Raw genomic sequence first — 18,052 nt, 5'->3', positions numbered from 1 at the left:
AAGGCAGCAGAGCCCGTGATCGAGACGGCAGAAGCCGCCGAGGCCCCGGCCACGAAGCCCCGCCGCCGCACCCGCAAGGCAGCGGAGACGGTCGTGGACACGGTCGAGGCCGTGGAGCCGGCGGCCCCGGCGGAGCCCGCGGAAACGAAGCCGCGCCGCAGGACCCGCAAGGCAGCAGAGCCCGTGATCGAGACGGCAGAAGCCGCCGAGGCCCCGGCCACGAAGCCCCGCCGCCGCACCCGCAAGGCAGCGGAGACGGTCGTCGACACGGTCGAGGCCGAGATCCCCGCTCAGCCGACGGAGGAGACGAAGCCGCGTCGCCGTACGCGTAAGGCGGCGGAAGCTCCGGTTGCCACCGCGGAGGAGCCGGCGGTTGCGAAGCCGCGCCGCCGTACCCGCAAGGCGGTGGCGGCACCGGCCGAGGAGAGCTGAGACGCTCCGCTGAGGTTGAACGCCTGAAGGCCCGGCCCCCTACGGCGGTGCCGGGCCTTCCGCATGCCGCGCCCCCCAACTCCCCGCACCCCCAACGAAGTTGCGGTCCACCCCACACAGCCCCGACGCTCCGCGCCGGATGTCTCCCACCCACCCACCCGTTCACCCGGCAGCTGCAAGGCGACCGAAGAGAGACGCCACGCGAGCACCAGGGCCCCGCACCCAGCGCCCACCCCCAACGGCTGCCGCGCAATCGAGACGAACAAGCAACACTCCATCCTCGGAGCTGCGGGGCAATCGGGTGGGTGGGCGGGAAAGGTCCGCGCGCAGCGCGGGAAAACCACCCGCAGGAAACCGGCAAGCAGCACCCCCCACCTTGACGCTGCAGGGCAACCAGCCACCGGCACCCCCCCTGCCGCTGCGGGGCAATCGGGTGGGCGGGCGGGAAAGGTCCGCGCGCAGCGCGGGAAAACCACCCGCAGGGAACCGGCAAGCAGCACCCCCACCTTGACGCTGCGGGGCAATCGGGTGGGCAGGTGGGGAAGATCTGCGCGCAGCGCGGGAAAGGCGGCCGCAGGAGACCAGCCACCGGCGCCCCCCCCTGCGACTGCAGGGCAATCGGGTGGGCGGGTGGGGGAAGGCCGCGCGCAGCGCGGGGAAAGGCGGCCCGCCAGCCAGGCGCCGGCAGCCCCACAGCCCCACACCCCCCGAAGCAGGCCACGCGGCGGCCCGCAGCAAGACCACCCCGCAGAAGAGAGCTGCCCCCGGCGCACCCGGGGGGACCCACGCCCCGCCTACGGATAGCCTCGAAGGCATGAGCAGGCCCCCCACCTTCACCCCGCCCCCCGGCGTCGACGCCCGGCCCCTCAAGACCGTGCGCGGCGACTTCGCCACCCTGGACGCCCGCCCGGCCGGCGAGGCCAAGGGCACGGTCCTGCTGCTCCCCGGATTCACCGGGAGCAAGGAGGACTTCATCGCCCTGCTCAGGCCCATCGCGGATGCCGGGTACCGAGCCGTCTCCGTAGACGGGCGGGGCCAGTACGAGACCACAGGGCCGGCCGACGACGAATCCCCGTACGAGCAGGGCGAGTTGGCGCAGGACGTCCTCGCCCAGGCCGACGCCCTCGGCGGTACGCCGCACCTCCTCGGGCACTCCCTCGGAGGCCTCATCGCCCGCGCCGCCACCCTCCGCGCCCCTGCGGACACCTTCGCCTCGCTCACCCTGATGGCATCGGGGCCGGCCCGGATCGCACCCTCCCAGCAGGCCCGCGCGAAGATGCTGACGGACGCGCTCGGCGTCCTATCGATGGCCGAGGCCTGGGCGGCCATCCAGGCCATGGATCCGCCGGAGGAAGCCGACCTCGACGGCGCCGCCCTGCGCGACCGCTGGCTGCGGCACAGTCCCGCCCAGCTCATCGCCACCGGCAAGCAGCTCTGCGTCGAGCCCGACCGCGTCACGGAACTCGCGGCCGTCCCGCTGCGCAAGCACGTCATCTCCGGCGAGCGCGACGACACCTGGCCCATCCCCTGGCTCGACGACATGGCGGCCCGGCTGCGGGCTCACCGCACGGTCATCACCGGCGCCGAGCACTCCCCCAACACCGACCGCCCCACGGAGACGGCCGCGGCACTCATCACCTTCTGGAACCAGAACCCCATCAACCCAGGCAGCACCCCCAGCGCCCCCAGCACCGAAAGCACCCCCACCACCCCCTAATACTGCGTCTGCAAGTGCTCCCAGAATCCGTCCCGCAACGCCCGCCGCAGATCCGACTGCCCCCGCAGCGAGTACGCGAGCAGCTTCTCGGCCTCCACCAGGAGCTCCTGGTCGACCGACCCTGGCAGGTACGGATGCCCCGGCAGCAGGTCCACCAGCGCCTCGCGCCCCCGCGCGGCCAGCCACTTCGCGGCGATCTGGGCGCCCACGAAGCGCACGTCGTCCCGCGCGGGCCGCGGCGTGCCCGCTGTGTCGTACGTCGCGTACGTCGAGAGGGTGCGCCGGGAGACGTACGGCTTGAAGAAGTCGAGGTCGAAGGTGCGCTGGCTGTCGACCTCCCACAGCAGCGGCTCCGCCTGATTGCGGCCCTCGACCGCCTCGATGCCCCACAGGTGCACCCGCGCGCCGTACCCCTGCGCCGCCTCGACCGCCGAGACCAGGTCCTCGTCGCCCCCGATCAGAGCCGCGTCGCTGATCGCGCGGTGCCGGGCGAGTGACTCCAGATCCGACCGGATGAGGGAGTCCACGCCCTTCTGCTGATTGTTCGCGTTGAGATTGCCCAGGCGCACCTTGACGTCCGGCAGCTCCGCGATGGACTGCTGCTCCACCGTGTGGATGCGGCGCCGCGCGCCGTCGTACCAGTAGACGCGCAGCAGCCGGCTGTCCGCGAAGATCGTGCGCGCCTTGTCGATGAACGCCTCGATCAGCCCCTCCGCGTCCAGGTCGAAGGCGCGCCGGTCCTCCGTGCCGGCCGCCAGGCGGCCCGCCGCCGCGTACACATACCCGGCATCGACGAAGATCGCGTGCGTGGACGGCGTCTTCGCCACCTCGGCGAGCACGCGCTCCAGAAGTCCGTTGGCGCGCTCCAGCTGGGTGCTGATCTGGGCGCTGATCTCGATCTCGTCGTTCATCGGTGCCATTGTCCCGTCGGTCACGCAGCGAACACAACCGGTCTCGCTACTCGCGAGTAATTAGTCTGTCGAAAAATTTCCTTAGCGTAGGGAATGTTTGCTGGGGGCAACTCGTTGTACCCGTATGGAACGCCGGACACAGCTGCCCCGGCGGCCACAACTCCAGTAGTTCTCCTTCAGGAGGATGACCAGACGAAGGGAGAAGCCTTATGCGCTTCGAAATCATGCGACTCGACGACGTCGACGGCGCTGCCGTGGACCGGACCGTCGTAGACGCCGCCTCCGTCAATCGGATCGTGCAGCAGGCCGCAGCGATCGGCCAGCGCATCTATATCCGCCCGGCTGAATCCCCGGCCTCATAACGCACAAGTTGCACATATAGGTTGCACGTATATGTTGCGTATATAGGTTGCACGCACAGGTTGAAGGGCCCTCGTACACCTTTGGTACGGGGGCCCTTGGCATGCCCGGGCAGCGCCCCAGGTGGGGACGCCCTAGCTGCCGTTGATCACCTGCGTCACGCCGTTGATGATCTGCTGCACCGCGATCGCGGAGAGCATCATGCCCGCGAGCCGCGTCACCAGGACCACGCCGCCGTCCTTGATCACCCGGATGATCAGCAGCGAGTAGCGCATCACCAGCCACAGCACGACATGCATCGCCACGATCGCCGCCCACACGGAGAGCTGCGTACCGAGGGTGTCGGCGTCCTGGACGGCCAGGATGACCGAGACGATCGCGCCGGGTCCCGCGAGCAGCGGCATGCCGAGCGGCACCAGGGCGACGTTGACGTCCTTCGTCTGCGTCGGCTCGTCCGACTTGCCGGTGAGCAGGTCGAGCGCGATGAGCAGGAGCAGCAGACCGCCCGCGATCATCAGCGCGGGTACGGAAACATGCAGGTAGTCGAGGATCTGATGGCCCAGGACACCGAACACCGCGATCACGCCGAAGGCGACGCACACGGCCTGGAAGGCCATCTTCTTCTGCACCTTGGCGGGACGGCCGGAGGTGAGTCCGAGGAAGATCGGCGTGATCCCGGGAGGGTCCATGATCACAAAAAGGGTGAGGAAGAGGGATCCGAAGACGGCAACGTCGAACACAGTGATGGCCTTGCAGTGAGTCGTACGAAAATGCCGCGCGGGGGCGGCGGAAAAGGTGGGGGCGGAGTCGCGTTACGCGGAGTCGTCGAGTCGTCGAGTCGTACGGTCGCGTTACGCGGCGGGGCTTCCGCCCGCGCCCGGCACCGGGAACGCCCCGGTGGCCCGGCGCGTGATCTCCCCGTAGATCTCGGGGTCGGTGGTGAACTCCCCGAGCACACAGGTCTTGCGGCTGCCGTGGTAGTCGCTCGACCCCGTGGCCAGCAGACCGAGGTCGGTAGCAAGGCCGTGCAGCCGGGTGCGGGTGGCGGGCTCGTGGTCCATGTGGTCGGCCTCGATGCCGTCGAGACCGGCTGCGGCCAGTTCCGCTATCGCGGCCTCGGGCACCACCTGGCCGCGCTTGACGGCCGCCGGGTGTGCGAAGACGGTGACGCCGCCCGCGGCCTTGACCAGGCGGATCGCGTCGAAGGGGTCCAGTTCGTGCTTCTCGGCGTACGCACGGCCGCCGTCGGCGAGCCAGTCCTGCGTGAAGGCGTCCGAGACGGTGGGCACGACGCCCAGCTCCACCAGGGCCTCGGCGATGTGCGGGCGGCCGACCGAGCCGTCGCCCGCGATGCGCGCGACCTGCTCCCAGGTGACCGCGACGCCGAGTTCCTGGAGCTTGCCGACCATCGCCTTCGCGCGGGGCACGCGGTCGTCGCGCACGAGCTCGCGCTCACGGGCGAGTTCCGGCTCGTCGGGGTCGAAGAGGTAGGCCAGCATGTGCAGGCCCACGCCGTCGAGACGGCAGGAGAGTTCGGCACCGGTGACAAGGGTGAGACCGGCGGGGAGGGCGGCGACGGCTTCCGCGTACCCGCGGGTGGTGTCGTGGTCCGTCAGCGCGACGACGTCGAGACCGGCCGCGGCGGCGTTGCGCACCAACTGCCCCGGGGTGTCCGTGCCGTCGGAAGCGGTGGAGTGGGTGTGCAGGTCGATGCGCACGACGCGGACTCCAGGCTCTGACGGGGCTGGCGGCTGACGGGGCAGACGGCCAACGGGGCTGATGAGGGGGACGCTCAAGGATAACGGGACTCGAACGTCCCGCCGCCCGCCCCGGACGAGACACCCCTCACTGCGTCGGCAGCCAACGAGCGCGCCGTCAACGTCCGCGAGAAACCCGCCCCCGGCACCTCGCCGCCCTCACGGCAGCACACCCTCACGGCATCAAGATCCGTGGCGAAAGCGCCCCGCACGGCAGCAGGTCCACCTCGGCGCCCGCGTCCCGCAGGTCGGTCAGCACCAGCTCGTCGTACATCAGAAGCCCCGACTGCTCCGGCCACGCGATCGCCCACAGCCACAGCCCGCGCGCCTCGCCCGCGAAGACCGCGCGGTCGTCCGGCGTGCCCGCCACATGCCACAGCGGGGTCGGCCGGCCCGCAGCGAGGAGCTTGGCCTGCGGCGGCTTCTCGACGTTCAGATATGGACCGGGGTCCGGGCCGTCGACGCCCGCGTACCGCGCGCCGAGACCGACCCCGAGCTCCTCCGCGACCAGGACCAGCTCACCCATGCCGCCGAGCGGCGCGGGCCCCGAGCAGGCCACGGCGGTCGCACGGCCGCCGCTGCGGTCGTCGCCCGCGCAGGCCACGCCCGTGAACAGCCAGCCGACCGGCAGCGGCCACGGCATCCACACCGGCACCTGAGCGCGATGCACCACGACCTGGATGGCCTCGACACTGGGCGGGATCACAGGTTGCAGCGGATGCACCGTCCCGTGCACATCGCACTGCCAGGAGTCGGCAAAGAGACCGGGAGCCCTGACCCGGCCACCACACTTCGGGCAACTGGGTTCGCCCCTCATAACGACCAACGGTCCTCCCCGGTCGTCGCCCCGTCAAGGACGATCACCCGTCCGGTGGCCCTGTCACCAGGCGAAATTAGATGTAGCTTGCATCTTTTAGTCTGGCTAACTAATATGTGTATACGTCAACGATCCCGACGGAAGCCGCTAAGGAGCAGGCATGAACAGCAGCACCGGAGGTCCCTCCGAAGGGGACCCGTTCGACGAGGGAGCGACCAGTCTCCTGCGCCAGCCGAAGGCCGTCTGGGCCACCGCGGGCGCGTCCGTCGTCGCCTTCATGGGCATCGGGCTCGTCGACCCGATCCTCCCCTCCATCGCCAAGGGCCTGGACGCGTCCGCCAGCCAGGTCTCCCTGCTCTTCACCTCGTACTTCCTGATCACCGCCGTCGCCATGCTCGTGACCGGGTTCGTCTCCAGCCGGATCGGCGGCAAGAAGACCCTGCTGCTCGGCCTCGCGCTCGTCGTGGTCTTCGCCGGGCTCGCCGGAACCTCGGGATCGGTCGGTGAACTCGTCGGGTTCCGCGCGGGATGGGGGCTCGGCAACGCGCTCTTCGTGTCGACCGCGCTCGCGGTCATCGTCGGCGCGGCGGCCGGCGGCAGCGCCGCGGCGATCCTGCTCTACGAGTCGGCGCTCGGCCTCGGCATGGCGTGCGGGCCGCTGCTCGGCGCGGTGCTCGGCAACGCGAGCTGGCGCTACCCGTTCTTCGGCACCGCTGTCCTGATGGCGGTCGGTTTCCTCTGCATCACGGCGTTCCTGAAGGAGCAGCCGAAGCCCGCGCGGAAGACGTCGCTGCTCGCGCCGATCAAGGCACTGGGGCACGGCGGGCTCGCGTCGGCCGCCGCCTCCGCGTTCTTCTACAACTACACGTTCTTCACGGTCCTGGCCTTCACCCCCTTCGTGCTGAACACGACCCCGTACAAGTCGGGTGCGATCTTCTTCGCCTGGGGGCTGCTGCTCGCGGTCTTCTCGGTGCTGGTGGCCCCGCGGATGCAGGCGCGGTTCGGTTCGCTGAAGGTGCTCGGCGGCTCGCTGGTGCTGCTCGCGGTGGACGTCCTCGTGCTCGGCTACGGCAACCACACGACGGCCATCGTCTGCACGATCCTGTCCGGCGCCTTCATCGGCGTGAACAACACCGTCTACACCGAGCTCGCGCTCGGCGTCTCGGACGCGCCGCGCCCGGTGGCCAGCGCCGGTTACAACTTCGTCCGGTGGTTCGCTGCCGCCGCCGCGCCGTTCTTCGCGCCGAAGATCGAGGAGTGGAGCAACATCCACATCCCGTTCGTGGTCGCGGCCGTCACGGCGGTGCTCGGCGCGGTCGTCGTCTGGGTCCGCAAGGACTCCCTCACCCACGAAGCCGAGGAGCTCGAACCGAAGCACGCGACGGAGGACGGCGTCACCGTCTTCGCCAACTGATATCTCCCGTACGGGATTTCAGTCCAGGGACACGGACTTGCGCAGCGGATCGCGCAGGTCCGTCCCGCTGTTCAGCCAGCGCTCCTGGAGGGCCTGCGCGCCGTGTACCCGCTTCCACGCGCCCTCGTTCGGCGTCATGGGAAGGAGCGGCAGGAACCGGACGGGCTCCATCGGCTCGTCGAGCTCCAGGTCCTCCACCAGGCCGCCGGGCTCCGCGACGAGGACCGACGTGAACTGCGCGCCGGGCCACAGGGGTTCGCCCACGTCGAGCGAGGCGCCGGGGGCCACGATCAGGCCTTCGACTTGCGGCGAAGCGGCCAGTACGGCGAGGGGGCGCAGCACCTTGTCCGTGTCGGCCTCGCCGCCCCGCACCGAGAGGACCAGCTCCGCGCGCGGGCCCTTGACCGGGTCGGCGAGTGCGGCGGTGGGGTCGGCCATCGGCTGCGCCGACATGCCGAGGGTGGCGTAGCGGACCACGTCCCCGTCTGTGAAGCGCAGCACTTCGACGCGGTCGGTACCGAGGAAGGTCACCGCGGCGCGGGCGTCCGGTTCACCGAGGGCCGTACGGAGACGGGCTTCGACCAGAGCAAGAACATCAGCCATGTCGCGAGCATAGAACTCGTCAGTGGCGGGTAAAGGCGGGGCTTGACACTTCAGTCGGCTGATAGTGTTGGCCGCTGGTTCCGGGCAGCACGCAGAGCGCGCTTTCAAGCCCGGCGCAGATGACTTCGCGCGCTACGCGCTTGGGACTTCCCCTACGGGGGACCGGCCGGAGGAGGTGGGGCTGCCATGGATCGAAGTCGACCGTGCAGTACCACCCGTTCTTCCGTCTGACACCTCACGCAGCCCTGTAGCTGCCACTGTGCGCCTGCGCTCCCCGTGCTCGCGTGCGACGGAAGAGCACTTCGTTTCCACCTGATCTCTCTGTTCTCTGATCTGAGTCAGTAGCGAAGCTGCCACCGCGATGGTGCGGTGCTCCCCGCTTTGTGGACGTGCCAAACATCCTCAGCAGGACGTCCCCATTCCGGGTAGTTCCACCCGCCGCCGGCGGCCTCCGTCAAAGGAGCCTGCCCATGTCGATGATCCGTGACCTTCGCGCCGCCGTCCGCCCCTCGCTCCGCAAGGACGGCAGCGCCTACAGCTCGTACGACACCACCCGCGACCCGACCGCCGCCTCCGCCGTCGTCGACTGCGCCGTCTACCGCGACGGCCGCCGCGCGGCCTGCGACGACACGCTCACGCCGCACGAGGCGATGCTCCAGGTGCGGCGCGACGGCGGCTTCGCCTGGATCGGCCTGCACGAGCCGACGGAGGCCGAATTCGCCGGTATCGCCGCCGAGTTCGGGCTGCACCCCCTCGCCGTCGAGGACGCCGTGCACGCCCACCAGCGGCCCAAGCTGGAGCGCTACGACGACACGCTCTTCACCGTCTTCAAGACCATCCACTACGTGGAGCACGCCGAACTCACCGCCACCAGCGAGATCGTGGAGACCGGCGAGGTGATGTGCTTCACCGGGCGGGACTTCTTCATCACCGTGCGGCACGGCGGCCACGGCTCGCTGCGAGCCCTGCGGCGGCGGCTCCAGGAGGAGCCCGAGCTCCTCGCCAAGGGTCCTTCCGCCGTCCTGCACACCATCGCGGACCACGTCGTCGACGGCTATCTCGCGGTGGCCGACGCCATGCAGGACGACATCGACGAGGTGGAGACCGAGGTGTTCTCCGCCCCGAGCAAGGGCAAGGGCTCCGCGCGCGGTGTCGACGCCGGGCGGATCTATCAGCTCAAGCGCGAGGTCCTGGAGTTCAAGCGGGCCGTGTCGCCGCTGCTTCGGCCCATGCTGCTCCTGAGCGAGCGGCCGATGCGGCTCGTCGACCCCGACATCCAGAAGTACTTCCGCGACGTCGCCGACCACCTGGCCCGCGTCCAGGAGCAGGTCGTCGGCTTCGACGAACTGCTCAACTCGATCCTCCAGGCCAACCTCGCGCAGGCCGCGGTCGCGCAGAACGAGGACATGCGCAAGATCACCTCCTGGGCGGCGATCATCGCCGTGCCGACGGCGGTCTGCGGGGTCTACGGCATGAACTTCGACCACATGCCCGAGCTGCACTGGCGGTTCGGCTACCCGATGGTGCTCGGCCTCATCGGCGGCGCCTGCTGGGCCATCCACCGCACCCTGAAGCGCAACGGCTGGCTCTAGAGGGCACTCGGTAGGCTGCGCGCATGACAGAAACGCTGCTCGCCCGGGCCCTCCTCGAGGAGGCCACCAAGAAGTCGGGCCTCATCTGGGTGCGCGGCGAAGAACCTGCCCGCGCCCTGTGGCACGTGTGGCACGAAGGCGCGGCGCACCTCGTCGGCGACGGCCCCGGCGAGCAGCCGCTGCCGGGTCTCGTCGACGGCGGCACCGCCGAAGTGACCGTACGCAGCAAGGACAAGGGCGGCCGGCTCATCGCCTGGACGGCGCTGGTGACCGAGCTCGCGCCGCGTTCCGAGGCGTGGGAGGCGGCCGTCGCCGAGCTCAAGGGCAAGCGCCTGAACGCCCCCGACGGCGAGCGGATGCCGCAGCGCTGGGCGGACGAGTGCCGGGTCGTCCGGCTCACCCCGCAGGACACGATCACCGACCTGCCCGACGGCTCCCTGGCGGCCCCGCCCCTGCCGACCGGGGCGACCACCCGGCAGCCGGCGCCAAAAGCGCTGCCCCGGCTGCTGTTCGGGCGCAAGAAGCGGCGGAGCTAGTTCCGGGCCGCGGCGGGCTCACGAGTCGGGCAGCTGCTCGCCGTAGTCCACCATCTCGTCCTTGTCCGGCTCGCTGAGCGGGAAGTCCCTGCCCCAGTCGCTGAGCCGGAGCGTGCCCGCGTCGCCCGCGCGCTGCAGGCGCAGCGGGTAGGGCTTGCCCTTGAGGGAGACGTCCAGGGTGCCGCCCGCGCCCTTGTCGCCGGTGATCTTGATGGTGGGGTTGCCGGACGTCGTGCCGCGTTCGCCGGTGGCGAGCTTGCCGTGCAGGGTGAGCATGCCCTCCAGGAGGACGTCCTTGTCGGTGAAGCCGCTGAGCTGCTGGTAGGACGCGTCCGCCTCGGGGACCTTCACGTACTTGCCGTCGAGCTTGGCCGCGGCGTCGCCGTCCGTCTTGCCGGGCTTCTGGCCGCCCTTGGCCTCCTCGTGGGTCCAGAAGGCGGAGTCGGCCAGCAGGAAGAGCTGCTTGCCGACACGCAGCAGCTGGAAGGTCTCACCCTTCGAGGTGACCGACCCGGTGCCGCCCTCGTCCTTGAGGCGCATGTCGAGCTTGTACGTGTGCCCCTTGCTGACCAGCGTGCCCGAGAGCCGCACCGCGGGTGCCGCGTCGGCGGCGGCGCGGGACTTGCTCTGGATCTTCGCGGCGGAGAGTTTGCCGATGCCGTTCGTGCCCGCGTCCGGGTCCTCCTCGCTGCTGCACCCGGTCAGTCCCGTGATCCCCAGCACGAGACCCGCGCACACTGTGCTCACGAGGGCTGTCTTGCGGGTGCGGCGGACCGGGGGGATCGCTGACACAGGGGGCGCTGCCTCTCGTGGGGACGACGGCTACGGCTACGGCAGTACGGCAGCGTACCCGTGCTGACTAGGTGGATCGTCGCCAGTCCGGCCGGACGCTCCGCCGGGGCGTATCCGACCGGGACGGGCTAGCCTGAAGCCCGCATTGCCCGACAGAACGACACAAAAGGTTACGAGCGGACACACCAGCGGAGGAGGGGCGAGCAATGGCGGCCAGCGCCTCCCGGGTCTTCGTGTCACATCTGGCCGGTACGGCCGTCTTCGACCCGAACGGCGACCAGGTGGGCCGGGTGCGCGACCTGGTGGCGATGCTCCGGGTGCAGCGCAGACCGCCCCGCCTCCTCGGCCTCGTCGTGGAGCTGTCCACGCGGCGCCGCATCTTCCTGCCCATGACCCGCGTGACCGGCATCGAGTCGGGCCAGGTCATCACGACCGGCGTACTGAACGTGCGGCGCTTCGAGCAGCGGCCCACCGAGCGGCTCGTGCTCGGCGAGATGCTCGACCGGCGGGTCAGGCTCGTCGAGTCGGACGAGGAGGTCACCGTCCTGGACGTGTCGGTGCAGCAGTTGCCGGCCCGGCGCGACTGGGAGATCGACCGGGTCTTCGTACGGAAGGGGAAGGGGGGCACCTTCCGGCGCAAGGGGGAGACGCTGACCGTCGAGTGGTCGGCCGTGGACGGATTCAGCCTGGAGGAGCACGGCCAGGGCGCCGAGAGCCTGCTGGCCACATTCGAGCAGATGCGCCCCGCCGACCTCGCCAACGTCCTGCACCACCTGTCGCCCAAACGGCGGGCCGAGGTGGCCGCCGCGCTCGACGACGACCGGCTCGCGGACGTCCTGGAAGAGCTGCCCGAGGACGACCAGATCGAGATCTTCGGCAAGCTCAAGGAGGAGCGCGCCGCCGACGTCCTGGAGGCGATGGACCCGGACGACGCCGCCGACCTCCTCGCCGAGCTGCCCGAGGACGACAAGGAGCGGCTGCTCACGCTGATGCAGCCGGACGACGCGGCCGACGTACGGCGTCTGATGGCCTACGAGGAGCGCACCGCGGGCGGTCTGATGACGACCGAGCCGATCGTGCTCAGGCCGGACGCGACGGTCGCCGACGCCCTCGCGCGGGTGCGCCAGCAGGACCTCTCCCCCGCGCTCGCCGCGCAGGTCTACGTGTGCCGTCCGCCGGACGAGACGCCGACGGGCAAGTACCTGGGCACGGTGCACTTCCAGCGGCTCCTGCGCGATCCGCCGTACACGCTGGTCAGCTCGATCCTTGACGACGATCTGCAGCCGCTCACGCCGGAGACGGCGCTGCCGCAGGTCGCCGGGTTCTTCGCCACGTACGACATGGTGGCGGCCCCCGTCGTCGACGAGGGCGGCTCGCTGCTCGGCGCGGTCACCGTCGACGACGTGCTCGACCACATGCTGCCGGACGACTGGCGCGAGACGGAGTTCCACCAGGAAGAGCAGGAAGAGGGAGAGCGCCGTGCCGCCGGCTGACCGCGAGCGGGACGGCCGCGCCGAGCCGCGCGCCGCGCCCCGCTTCCGGCTCGACCAGCCGCGGCCACCGCGCCGCAAGTTCCTGCCGGAGTACGACCCCGAGGCCTTCGGGCGGCTCTCGGAGCGGATCGCGCGATTCCTGGGCACGGGGCGCTTCATCGTCTGGATGACGGTCACCATCATCGTGTGGGTCGCCTGGAACGTCTGGGCGCCCGAGGCCCTGCGCTTCGACCCGTTCCCCTTCCTGTTCCTGACCCTGGCGCTCTCCCTCCAGGCGTCCTACGCGGCCCCCCTGATCCTGCTCGCGCAGAACCGGCAGGACGACCGGGACCGGGTCAATCTCGAACAGGACCGCAAACAGAACGAGCGGTCCATCGCGGACACCGAATATCTGAGCCGCGAGATCGCCTCGTTGCGCATGGGCCTGGGCGAGGTGGCCACCCGCGACTGGATCCGCAGCGAACTCCAGGACCTGGTCAGGGAGCTGGAGGAGCAGGGCAGGGCGAACCGTGTCGTATTCCCGGCCGAGGAGGGCGGCGGGCGTGATGTAGGCGACCGTTGACGGCTCTTTCCGGGGCAGGGTTACCGCGCCGTACTATCGGTCTTATGGCTACGGAAGACGCGGTGCGTGAAGCACTGGCGACGGTGAACGACCCCGAGATCCACCGACCGATCACCGAGTTGGGGATGGTCAAATCGGTAGATATCTCCCCTGATGGGGTGGTAGCGGTCACCGTGTACCTCACGGTCTCCGGGTGCCCGATGCGCGAGACCATCACGAAGAACGTGACCGACGCGGTCGCCGCTGTCGAAGGCGTCACCCACGTGGACGTCACCCTCGACGTGATGAGCGACGAGCAGCGCAAGGAGCTGGCGTCCGCGCTGCGCGGCGGCACCGCCGAGCGCGAGGTCCCCTTCGCCAAGCCCGGCTCGCTGACCCGTGTCTACGCCGTCGCGTCCGGCAAGGGCGGCGTCGGCAAGTCCTCGGTGACGGTGAACCTCGCGGCCGCGATGGCGGCGGACGGCCTGAAGGTCGGCGTCGTGGACGCGGACATCTACGGCCACTCCGTGCCCCGGATGCTGGGCGCGGACGGCAAGCCGACCCAGGTCGAGGACATGATCATGCCGCCGTCGGCGCACGGCGTGAAGGTCATCTCGATCGGCATGTTCACCCCGGGCAACGCCCCGGTCGTCTGGCGTGGCCCGATGCTCCACCGCGCCCTCCAGCAGTTCCTCGCGGACGTCTTCTGGGGCGACCTGGACGTCCTGCTCCTGGACCTGCCGCCGGGCACCGGCGACATCGCGATCTCCGTGGCGCAGCTCGTCCCGAACGCCGAGATCCTCGTCGTGACGACGCCCCAGCAGGCGGCGGCCGAGGTCGCCGAGCGCGCGGGCTCCATCGCCGTACAGACCCACCAGAAGATCGTCGGCGTCGTCGAGAACATGGCCGGACTGCCCTGCCCGCACTGCGGCGAGATGGTCGACGTCTTCGGCACGGGCGGCGGCCAGCGGGTCGCCGAGGGCCTCACGAAGACGACGGGCGCCAACGTCCCGGTCCTCGGTTCCATCCCGATCGACGTCCGCCTGCGCGAGGGCGGCGACGAGGGCAAGCCGGTCGTCCTGACGGACCCGGACTCCCCCGCCGGCTCGGCGCTGCGCACGATCGCGGGCAAGCTGGGCGGCCGCCAGCGCGGCCTCGCGGGCATGACCCTGGGGATCACCCCGCGCAACAAGTTCTGAGGCTTTCCCGGGCTTCACCGCCGTACGCCGATGGGGGCGCCGCTCGTCATGAGCGGCGCCCCCATCGGCGTACGTGTGCGGCGGTCGGGTCAGGCGGCGTACTCGTGGATGTCCTTGACCACGGAGAAGCCCAGGCCGTACGCGCTCATGCCGCGGCCGTAGGCGCCCAGGGGCACGCCGTCCTTGGTGGACCCGGCGAGGATCCAGCCGAACTCGGACTCGCGGTAGTGGAACGAGGTCGGCACGCCGTCCACCGGGAGCGAGAGCGTCGACCAGTCCTCGCCCTGCAGATCGTCCGCGAGGACCCAGGCCGTCTCGGTCTGCTGGTCCAGCCAGTCGTCGCGCAGGCTGTGGTCCATCTGGCTGGGCCAGGTGTAGGACAGCAGACCCACTCCGGCGAGCCAGGCCGCGGACGACACCGAGGTCGCCTCAAGCAGGCCCGTGCCGTCCGGGCTGCGGCGCACCGGGTTGGCCGCGACGGTCACCACGACCGCGAAGCGCTCCTTGTCGCTGTTCCCGAAGGGTCCGTCACTCCGCACCGACGGCTCATCGCCGTGCCCGATGGAGCCATGCTCCACCGCGCCGTCCGCGGCGGTGCCGACCTGCATCAGCCAGCGCTGCCCCGTGAAGGCCTCGTCGAGGCCGTACCAGGGGAAGGGCGCCAGCAGATAACTGTCGACCGTGCGCCGGGCGGAGGGCATCGCCTGTGCGGTGCCGTCCGCGGCCGGCGCCTGTGCGCCTACGCGACTTGTCGTCTCCATGTACCCGGCCGCCTCCTCGTTCTCATCGGTCCGCAGGGCCCGCCCCCCTCGGGCGTCCTCAGCCGGACAACAAGGCAGGATAGCCACACCCGTTCCGGAAGCTGGGACACCGGTCGGCGTACGGGTGTCCGGAAAGACGTGCCACGGGGCGTGCTCAGGGGCGGACCGCGGGTGCCTCGGAGGAGGTCAGGTGGCGTCCGCGTCGAACGGCGGGTGGTCGACGGGCGCGGCCTTCCCGGGCTTCTTGTCCATGTCGATGCGGCCGTCCTTCTTGGCCATGTCGACGCGGCCGCCCGCGTCGGACGCGGTGTCCGTGCCGGTCGCGCCGTCGGAGGATTCACTCTCCCGCCCGTGCACGGCGTCCGTGACCTCGGCCATCTCCTTCTTCAGGTCGAAGCCGTTCCGGATTTCCTTCAGGCCGAGCTCGTCGTTGTCGAGCTGCTTGCGGATGAAGGTCTTCGGATTCAGGTCCTCGAACTCGAAGTCCTTGAATTCCGGGCCGAGTTCACTGCGTATATCCGCCTTGGCGCTGTCCGAGAATTCACGGATCTTACGTATGGTCCGCGAGGCGTCCTGAATCAGCTTGGGCAGCTTGTCCGGGCCGAAAACGAGCACGGCGAGGACGACCAGCGCCACTACCTCGAGCGGGCCAATGTCTGAGAACACCTTGAGCTCCTTGCCATCCGGACCGGGTCCACGGTACCCGGCGTTCCTGTCCGTCCGGTAGCCGCTGGGCGACAGACGTGGATCAGTTCCCGCTCGACGCGCCGAGCACGAGCGTCACTTTCCGGTCCTTTCCAGCTCGCTGGACCGTCAATTCAAGGCTGTCCTTCGGCCGATGCGCCCGGATCTTGACGATGAGCTCGTCGCCGGAGTGGATGCGCTGGCCGTCCACCGCGGTGATGACGTCGCCCGGTTTGATTCCGGCACGGTCGCCGGGGCCTCCCGCGTTCACGGCGGGGCCGCTGCCCTTGCCCTTGTCGCCGACCCGGGCGCCGTCGCCCGTGTACTCCATGTCGAGCGTGACCCCGATCACAGGGTGCACGGCCTTGCCGTTGTTGATCAGTTCTTCGGCGACCCGCTTGCCCTGGTTGATGGGGATGGCGAAGCCGAGGCCGATGGAACCCGCCTGGCCGCCGCCGGGTGCCGAGCTGTCGTCGGCGGAGCGGATGGCGCTGTTGATGCCGATGACCCGGGCCTGGGCGTCGACCAGCGGGCCGCCGGAGTTGCCGGGGTTGATGGGGGCGTCGGTCTGCAGCGCGTCGACGTAACTCACGTCGCTGCCGTCGCCCTTCTCCCCGCCCGCGGTGATGGGGCGCTCCTTGGCGCTGATGATGCCGGAGGTGACGGTGTTGGCCAGGTCGAAGGGGGCACCTATGGCGACGACGGGGTCGCCCACCTGCACGTTCTCGGAGTTGCCGAGGGGCAGTGGCTTGAGTCCGCGTACGCCGGAGACCTTGACCACGGCGAGGTCGTACCCGGCGTCGCGGCCGATGACCTCCGCCTTGGCGGTCTCGCCGCCGCTGAAGGTCACCGATATCTCACCGCCGGTGCCGGCCGGCTCGACCACATGATTATTGGTGAGGATATGACCCTTTCCGTCCAGCACGAACCCGGTGCCGGTGCCCTGCGCCTCGTCGCCGCTGACGTGCAGGGTCACGACGCCGGGCAGCGAACTCGCCGCGATCCCGGCGACGCTGTCCTTGGCCCGCGCCTTGTCCTGGGCCCCGGCCTGCGGCAACTCGATATCGGAAACACCGGCGTTCCGCTCCAGATACGCCCCCAGAGCCCCACCGAGGCCTCCGGCCACGAGAGCAATAACGGCGATCCCCACAAGAAGGACCCGCCGCGCCCGCTTCCGCTGCTTGTCCTTGTCGACAGGAACGGCACCGCTCTGCTGAAGGGGAGCGTTCCAGGGGTCGTAGGACTGGCGGGGTGGGGCGGATTGGGGGTGGTGGGTTGGGGATGGGGGCTGAGGCTGGTGATGCGGGGCAGCTTGGGGGTGCGGCTGGGGCTGCGGGCCGACGCCTTGCGGGGTGCCGTGGGGCGGGGTGGAGCCGTGGACGGGGGCCGGGGCTGGGGCCGGAGCTGGGCCCGGGGTGCCGTGGGGCGGGGTCCCGCCGTGGTGCGCCGCCGGGAGCTGTGTGCCGTGGGTCGGGGTGGCCGTCGGGTGCTGTACGGGCGGGGCGGGGGCCCAGGGGCCGGGCTCGCCGTAGGGCGGGGTGCTGTACGGATCGGGGTCGTGCAGCGGGCGGGGGCGGCCGGCGGGGGCTCCGGGAGCCGAGGCGTCGGGGGCCGGGGTGCCGGGGGCGGCCGGCGCGGAGCCGCCCGGGGCGGGGACGCCCGGGCCGGGGGTGCCGGGCGCAGGGTTCGCGGGAGCCTGGGTCGAAACGCCCGAAGCCGTGTCACAAGGAGCAGTGTCGACGTGTGCGACGGGAGTGGTACCCGCCGGGGCGGGAGCACCCGGGGCGGAGGTGCCGGGCGCCGGGGCCGCGTCGGCAGGAGTCGTAGCGCCCGAAGCCAAGCCGCCAGGAGTGGCGTCGGCACGCGCGACGGAAGCCGAACCGGCGGGGACACCCGGGCCGGGGGCACCAGACGTATGGGCAGCTACAGCAGCCGCGTCGGCCGGAGTCGAGGCGTCGGCGCCGGGCGCGCCAGCGGACGGACCCGCGGCATCAACCCCGGGGCCGTGCGCGGCAGCGGACGGAGTCGGCTCAGCCGAAGCCAGCTCAGGCGAAGCCCCGGCCCCAGGCGAAGCCACCTCAGGCCCCGCCCCAGGCCGAGTCGGACCCGACGTCACGCCAGACGCAGCCACCTCAGACCCCGCCCCGGAGGGGCCCGGATCAGGCGTAACCCCAGGTGAAATCCGTTCGGGCCCCGCGCCCAGCGGAGTCGCTGCTGCCAGGGTGAAGTCGCCGGAGGCGTCCTCTCGTCCGGCGGTGCCTGTGGTCTCGTCCCCGGTGGTGGGTCCGCCCCGCTCCGCCCCCGTGCCGTCAGGCGCGGACGCCGACCTGGGGCGGCTCCACCATTTCGCCTTCGTGGGCTTGCCCTCGTCCATGCTCTCCCCACACCTGGCCTACGGCGGACGCCGATCACGTGCTCAACTCCGCGCCCGCCACAAGCCTCG

At 70.7% G+C, this 18,052-nt stretch carries 17 protein-coding genes and 1 pseudogene; 9 read left to right on the top strand and 9 right to left on the bottom strand.

The genetic code is table 11. From position 1 onward, the window contains the following. Together AB0E78_RS18060 and AB0E78_RS18055 are read left to right on the top strand one after the other, a co-directional pair. Positions 1–432: pseudogene (locus AB0E78_RS18060) on the top strand (ATP-dependent helicase); the annotation flags it as partial. 814 nt (positions 433–1,246) lie between these two features. Beyond that, complete coding sequence (locus AB0E78_RS18055) at positions 1,247–2,149, top strand: alpha/beta hydrolase (protein ID WP_361833296.1); 903 nt, start codon at positions 1,247–1,249, stop codon at positions 2,147–2,149. Here AB0E78_RS18055 and AB0E78_RS18050 read toward each other — a convergent pair. Next, positions 2,146–3,060, bottom strand: a complete 915-nt coding sequence (locus tag AB0E78_RS18050) for an NYN domain-containing protein (RefSeq protein ID WP_361833294.1) — start codon at positions 3,058–3,060, stop codon at positions 2,146–2,148. The genes AB0E78_RS18055 and AB0E78_RS18050 overlap by 4 nt on opposite strands. A gap of 209 nt (positions 3,061–3,269) precedes the next feature. On the opposite strand from AB0E78_RS18050, the gene AB0E78_RS18045 reads away from it, so the two are divergent. After that, a complete protein-coding gene (locus AB0E78_RS18045) occupies positions 3,270–3,422 on the top strand; it encodes a hypothetical protein (protein ID WP_167829028.1) in 153 nt (50 codons plus the stop codon). Positions 3,423–3,554: 132 nt separating this feature from the next. Here AB0E78_RS18045 and AB0E78_RS18040 read toward each other — a convergent pair whose 3' ends face one another. From AB0E78_RS18040 to AB0E78_RS18030, 3 genes are all read right to left on the bottom strand, one after another. Continuing rightward, the gene (locus tag AB0E78_RS18040; RefSeq protein ID WP_361833292.1) at positions 3,555–4,160 is read right to left on the bottom strand and encodes a MarC family protein; all 606 of its coding nucleotides are present in this window, start codon (positions 4,158–4,160) and stop codon (positions 3,555–3,557) included. Positions 4,161–4,271: 111 nt separating this feature from the next. Continuing rightward, positions 4,272–5,138, bottom strand: coding sequence for a PHP domain-containing protein (locus AB0E78_RS18035; protein ID WP_361833290.1), 867 nt, complete (start codon positions 5,136–5,138; stop codon positions 4,272–4,274). 214 nt (positions 5,139–5,352) lie between these two features. After that, complete coding sequence (locus AB0E78_RS18030; protein ID WP_361833288.1) at positions 5,353–5,994, bottom strand: DUF6758 family protein; 642 nt, start codon at positions 5,992–5,994, stop codon at positions 5,353–5,355. Positions 5,995–6,154: 160 nt separating this feature from the next. Between AB0E78_RS18030 and AB0E78_RS18025 the strand changes: the two genes are divergently transcribed. Further along, the gene (locus tag AB0E78_RS18025) at positions 6,155–7,408 is read left to right on the top strand and encodes an MFS transporter (RefSeq protein WP_361833286.1); all 1,254 of its coding nucleotides are present in this window, start codon (positions 6,155–6,157) and stop codon (positions 7,406–7,408) included. An 18-nt stretch (positions 7,409–7,426) separates the two neighbouring features. On the opposite strand, the gene AB0E78_RS18020 is transcribed toward AB0E78_RS18025, so the two are convergent. Next, positions 7,427–8,011 carry a suppressor of fused domain protein gene (locus AB0E78_RS18020; protein ID WP_361833284.1) on the bottom strand — a complete coding sequence of 195 codons (585 nt, stop codon included), beginning with the start codon at positions 8,009–8,011 and terminating at the stop codon, positions 7,427–7,429. Positions 8,012–8,481: 470 nt separating this feature from the next. Between AB0E78_RS18020 and AB0E78_RS18015 the strand changes: the two genes are divergently transcribed. After that, positions 8,482–9,603: a magnesium and cobalt transport protein CorA gene (locus tag AB0E78_RS18015; RefSeq protein WP_361833282.1), complete on the top strand. Its 1,122-nt coding sequence runs from the start codon at positions 8,482–8,484 to the stop codon at positions 9,601–9,603. Positions 9,604–9,626: 23 nt separating this feature from the next. Continuing rightward, the gene (locus AB0E78_RS18010) at positions 9,627–10,139 is read left to right on the top strand and encodes a hypothetical protein (RefSeq protein WP_361833280.1); all 513 of its coding nucleotides are present in this window, start codon (positions 9,627–9,629) and stop codon (positions 10,137–10,139) included. Positions 10,140–10,157: 18 nt separating this feature from the next. Here the strand turns inward: AB0E78_RS18010 and AB0E78_RS18005 are convergent, their stop codons facing one another. After that, on the bottom strand, positions 10,158–10,877 hold the full coding sequence (locus AB0E78_RS18005) for a hypothetical protein (protein ID WP_361833794.1): 720 nt from the start codon (positions 10,875–10,877) through the stop codon (positions 10,158–10,160). 260 nt (positions 10,878–11,137) lie between these two features. Here AB0E78_RS18005 and AB0E78_RS18000 point away from each other — a divergent pair, with 260 nt between their 5' ends. From AB0E78_RS18000 to AB0E78_RS17990, 3 genes are read left to right on the top strand one after another with little or no spacing between them, the layout of a single operon-like run. Next, positions 11,138–12,424: a CBS domain-containing protein gene (locus AB0E78_RS18000; RefSeq protein WP_361833278.1), complete on the top strand. Its 1,287-nt coding sequence runs from the start codon at positions 11,138–11,140 to the stop codon at positions 12,422–12,424. Beyond that, a complete protein-coding gene (locus tag AB0E78_RS17995) occupies positions 12,411–12,986 on the top strand; it encodes a DUF1003 domain-containing protein (RefSeq protein WP_361833277.1) in 576 nt (191 codons plus the stop codon). The genes AB0E78_RS18000 and AB0E78_RS17995 overlap by 14 nt, the downstream gene beginning before the upstream one ends. Positions 12,987–13,030: 44 nt before the next feature. Next, positions 13,031–14,164: an Mrp/NBP35 family ATP-binding protein gene (locus tag AB0E78_RS17990; RefSeq protein ID WP_351163497.1), complete on the top strand. Its 1,134-nt coding sequence runs from the start codon at positions 13,031–13,033 to the stop codon at positions 14,162–14,164. A gap of 89 nt (positions 14,165–14,253) precedes the next feature. On the opposite strand, the gene AB0E78_RS17985 is transcribed toward AB0E78_RS17990, so the two are convergent. The 3 genes from AB0E78_RS17985 to AB0E78_RS17975 all read right to left on the bottom strand — a co-directional run bounded on the left by AB0E78_RS17985 (position 14,254) and on the right by AB0E78_RS17975 (position 17,449). Beyond that, positions 14,254–14,925 (bottom strand): hypothetical protein, encoded by a 672-nt coding sequence (locus AB0E78_RS17985; protein ID WP_361833275.1) that lies wholly within the window; start codon positions 14,923–14,925, stop codon positions 14,254–14,256. A gap of 186 nt (positions 14,926–15,111) precedes the next feature. Then, entirely contained in the window at positions 15,112–15,591 is a 480-nt protein-coding gene (locus AB0E78_RS17980; RefSeq protein ID WP_361833273.1) for a sec-independent translocase, read from the bottom strand. Positions 15,592–15,673: 82 nt separating this feature from the next. Further along, complete coding sequence (locus AB0E78_RS17975; protein WP_361833271.1) at positions 15,674–17,449, bottom strand: trypsin-like peptidase domain-containing protein; 1,776 nt, start codon at positions 17,447–17,449, stop codon at positions 15,674–15,676. Between the last annotated feature and the right edge of the window lie 603 nt (positions 17,450–18,052).

The sequence above is a fragment of the Streptomyces sp. NPDC032198 genome (assembly GCF_040636975.1).
In the GTDB taxonomy this organism is placed as follows: Bacteria; Actinomycetota; Actinomycetes; order Streptomycetales; family Streptomycetaceae; genus Streptomyces.
Note: the sequence above shows the minus strand (reverse complement) of the source record. Positions and strands in the feature narration are given on the sequence as shown.

Coding starts and splice junctions, on each gene's coding strand:
- AB0E78_RS18055 (WP_361833296.1), top strand. CDS start 1,247: ATGAGCAGGCCCCCCACCTTCACCCCGCCCCCCGGCGTCGACGCCCGG.
- AB0E78_RS18050 (WP_361833294.1), bottom strand. CDS start 3,060: ATGAACGACGAGATCGAGATCAGCGCCCAGATCAGCACCCAGCTGGAG.
- AB0E78_RS18045 (WP_167829028.1), top strand. CDS start 3,270: ATGCGCTTCGAAATCATGCGACTCGACGACGTCGACGGCGCTGCCGTG.
- AB0E78_RS18030 (WP_361833288.1), bottom strand. CDS start 5,994: ATGAGGGGCGAACCCAGTTGCCCGAAGTGTGGTGGCCGGGTCAGGGCT.
- AB0E78_RS18025 (WP_361833286.1), top strand. CDS start 6,155: ATGAACAGCAGCACCGGAGGTCCCTCCGAAGGGGACCCGTTCGACGAG.
- AB0E78_RS18020 (WP_361833284.1), bottom strand. CDS start 8,011: ATGGCTGATGTTCTTGCTCTGGTCGAAGCCCGTCTCCGTACGGCCCTC.
- AB0E78_RS18015 (WP_361833282.1), top strand. CDS start 8,482: ATGTCGATGATCCGTGACCTTCGCGCCGCCGTCCGCCCCTCGCTCCGC.
- AB0E78_RS18010 (WP_361833280.1), top strand. CDS start 9,627: ATGACAGAAACGCTGCTCGCCCGGGCCCTCCTCGAGGAGGCCACCAAG.
- AB0E78_RS18000 (WP_361833278.1), top strand. CDS start 11,138: ATGGCGGCCAGCGCCTCCCGGGTCTTCGTGTCACATCTGGCCGGTACG.
- AB0E78_RS17990 (WP_351163497.1), top strand. CDS start 13,031: ATGGCTACGGAAGACGCGGTGCGTGAAGCACTGGCGACGGTGAACGAC.
- AB0E78_RS17985 (WP_361833275.1), bottom strand. CDS start 14,925: ATGGAGACGACAAGTCGCGTAGGCGCACAGGCGCCGGCCGCGGACGGC.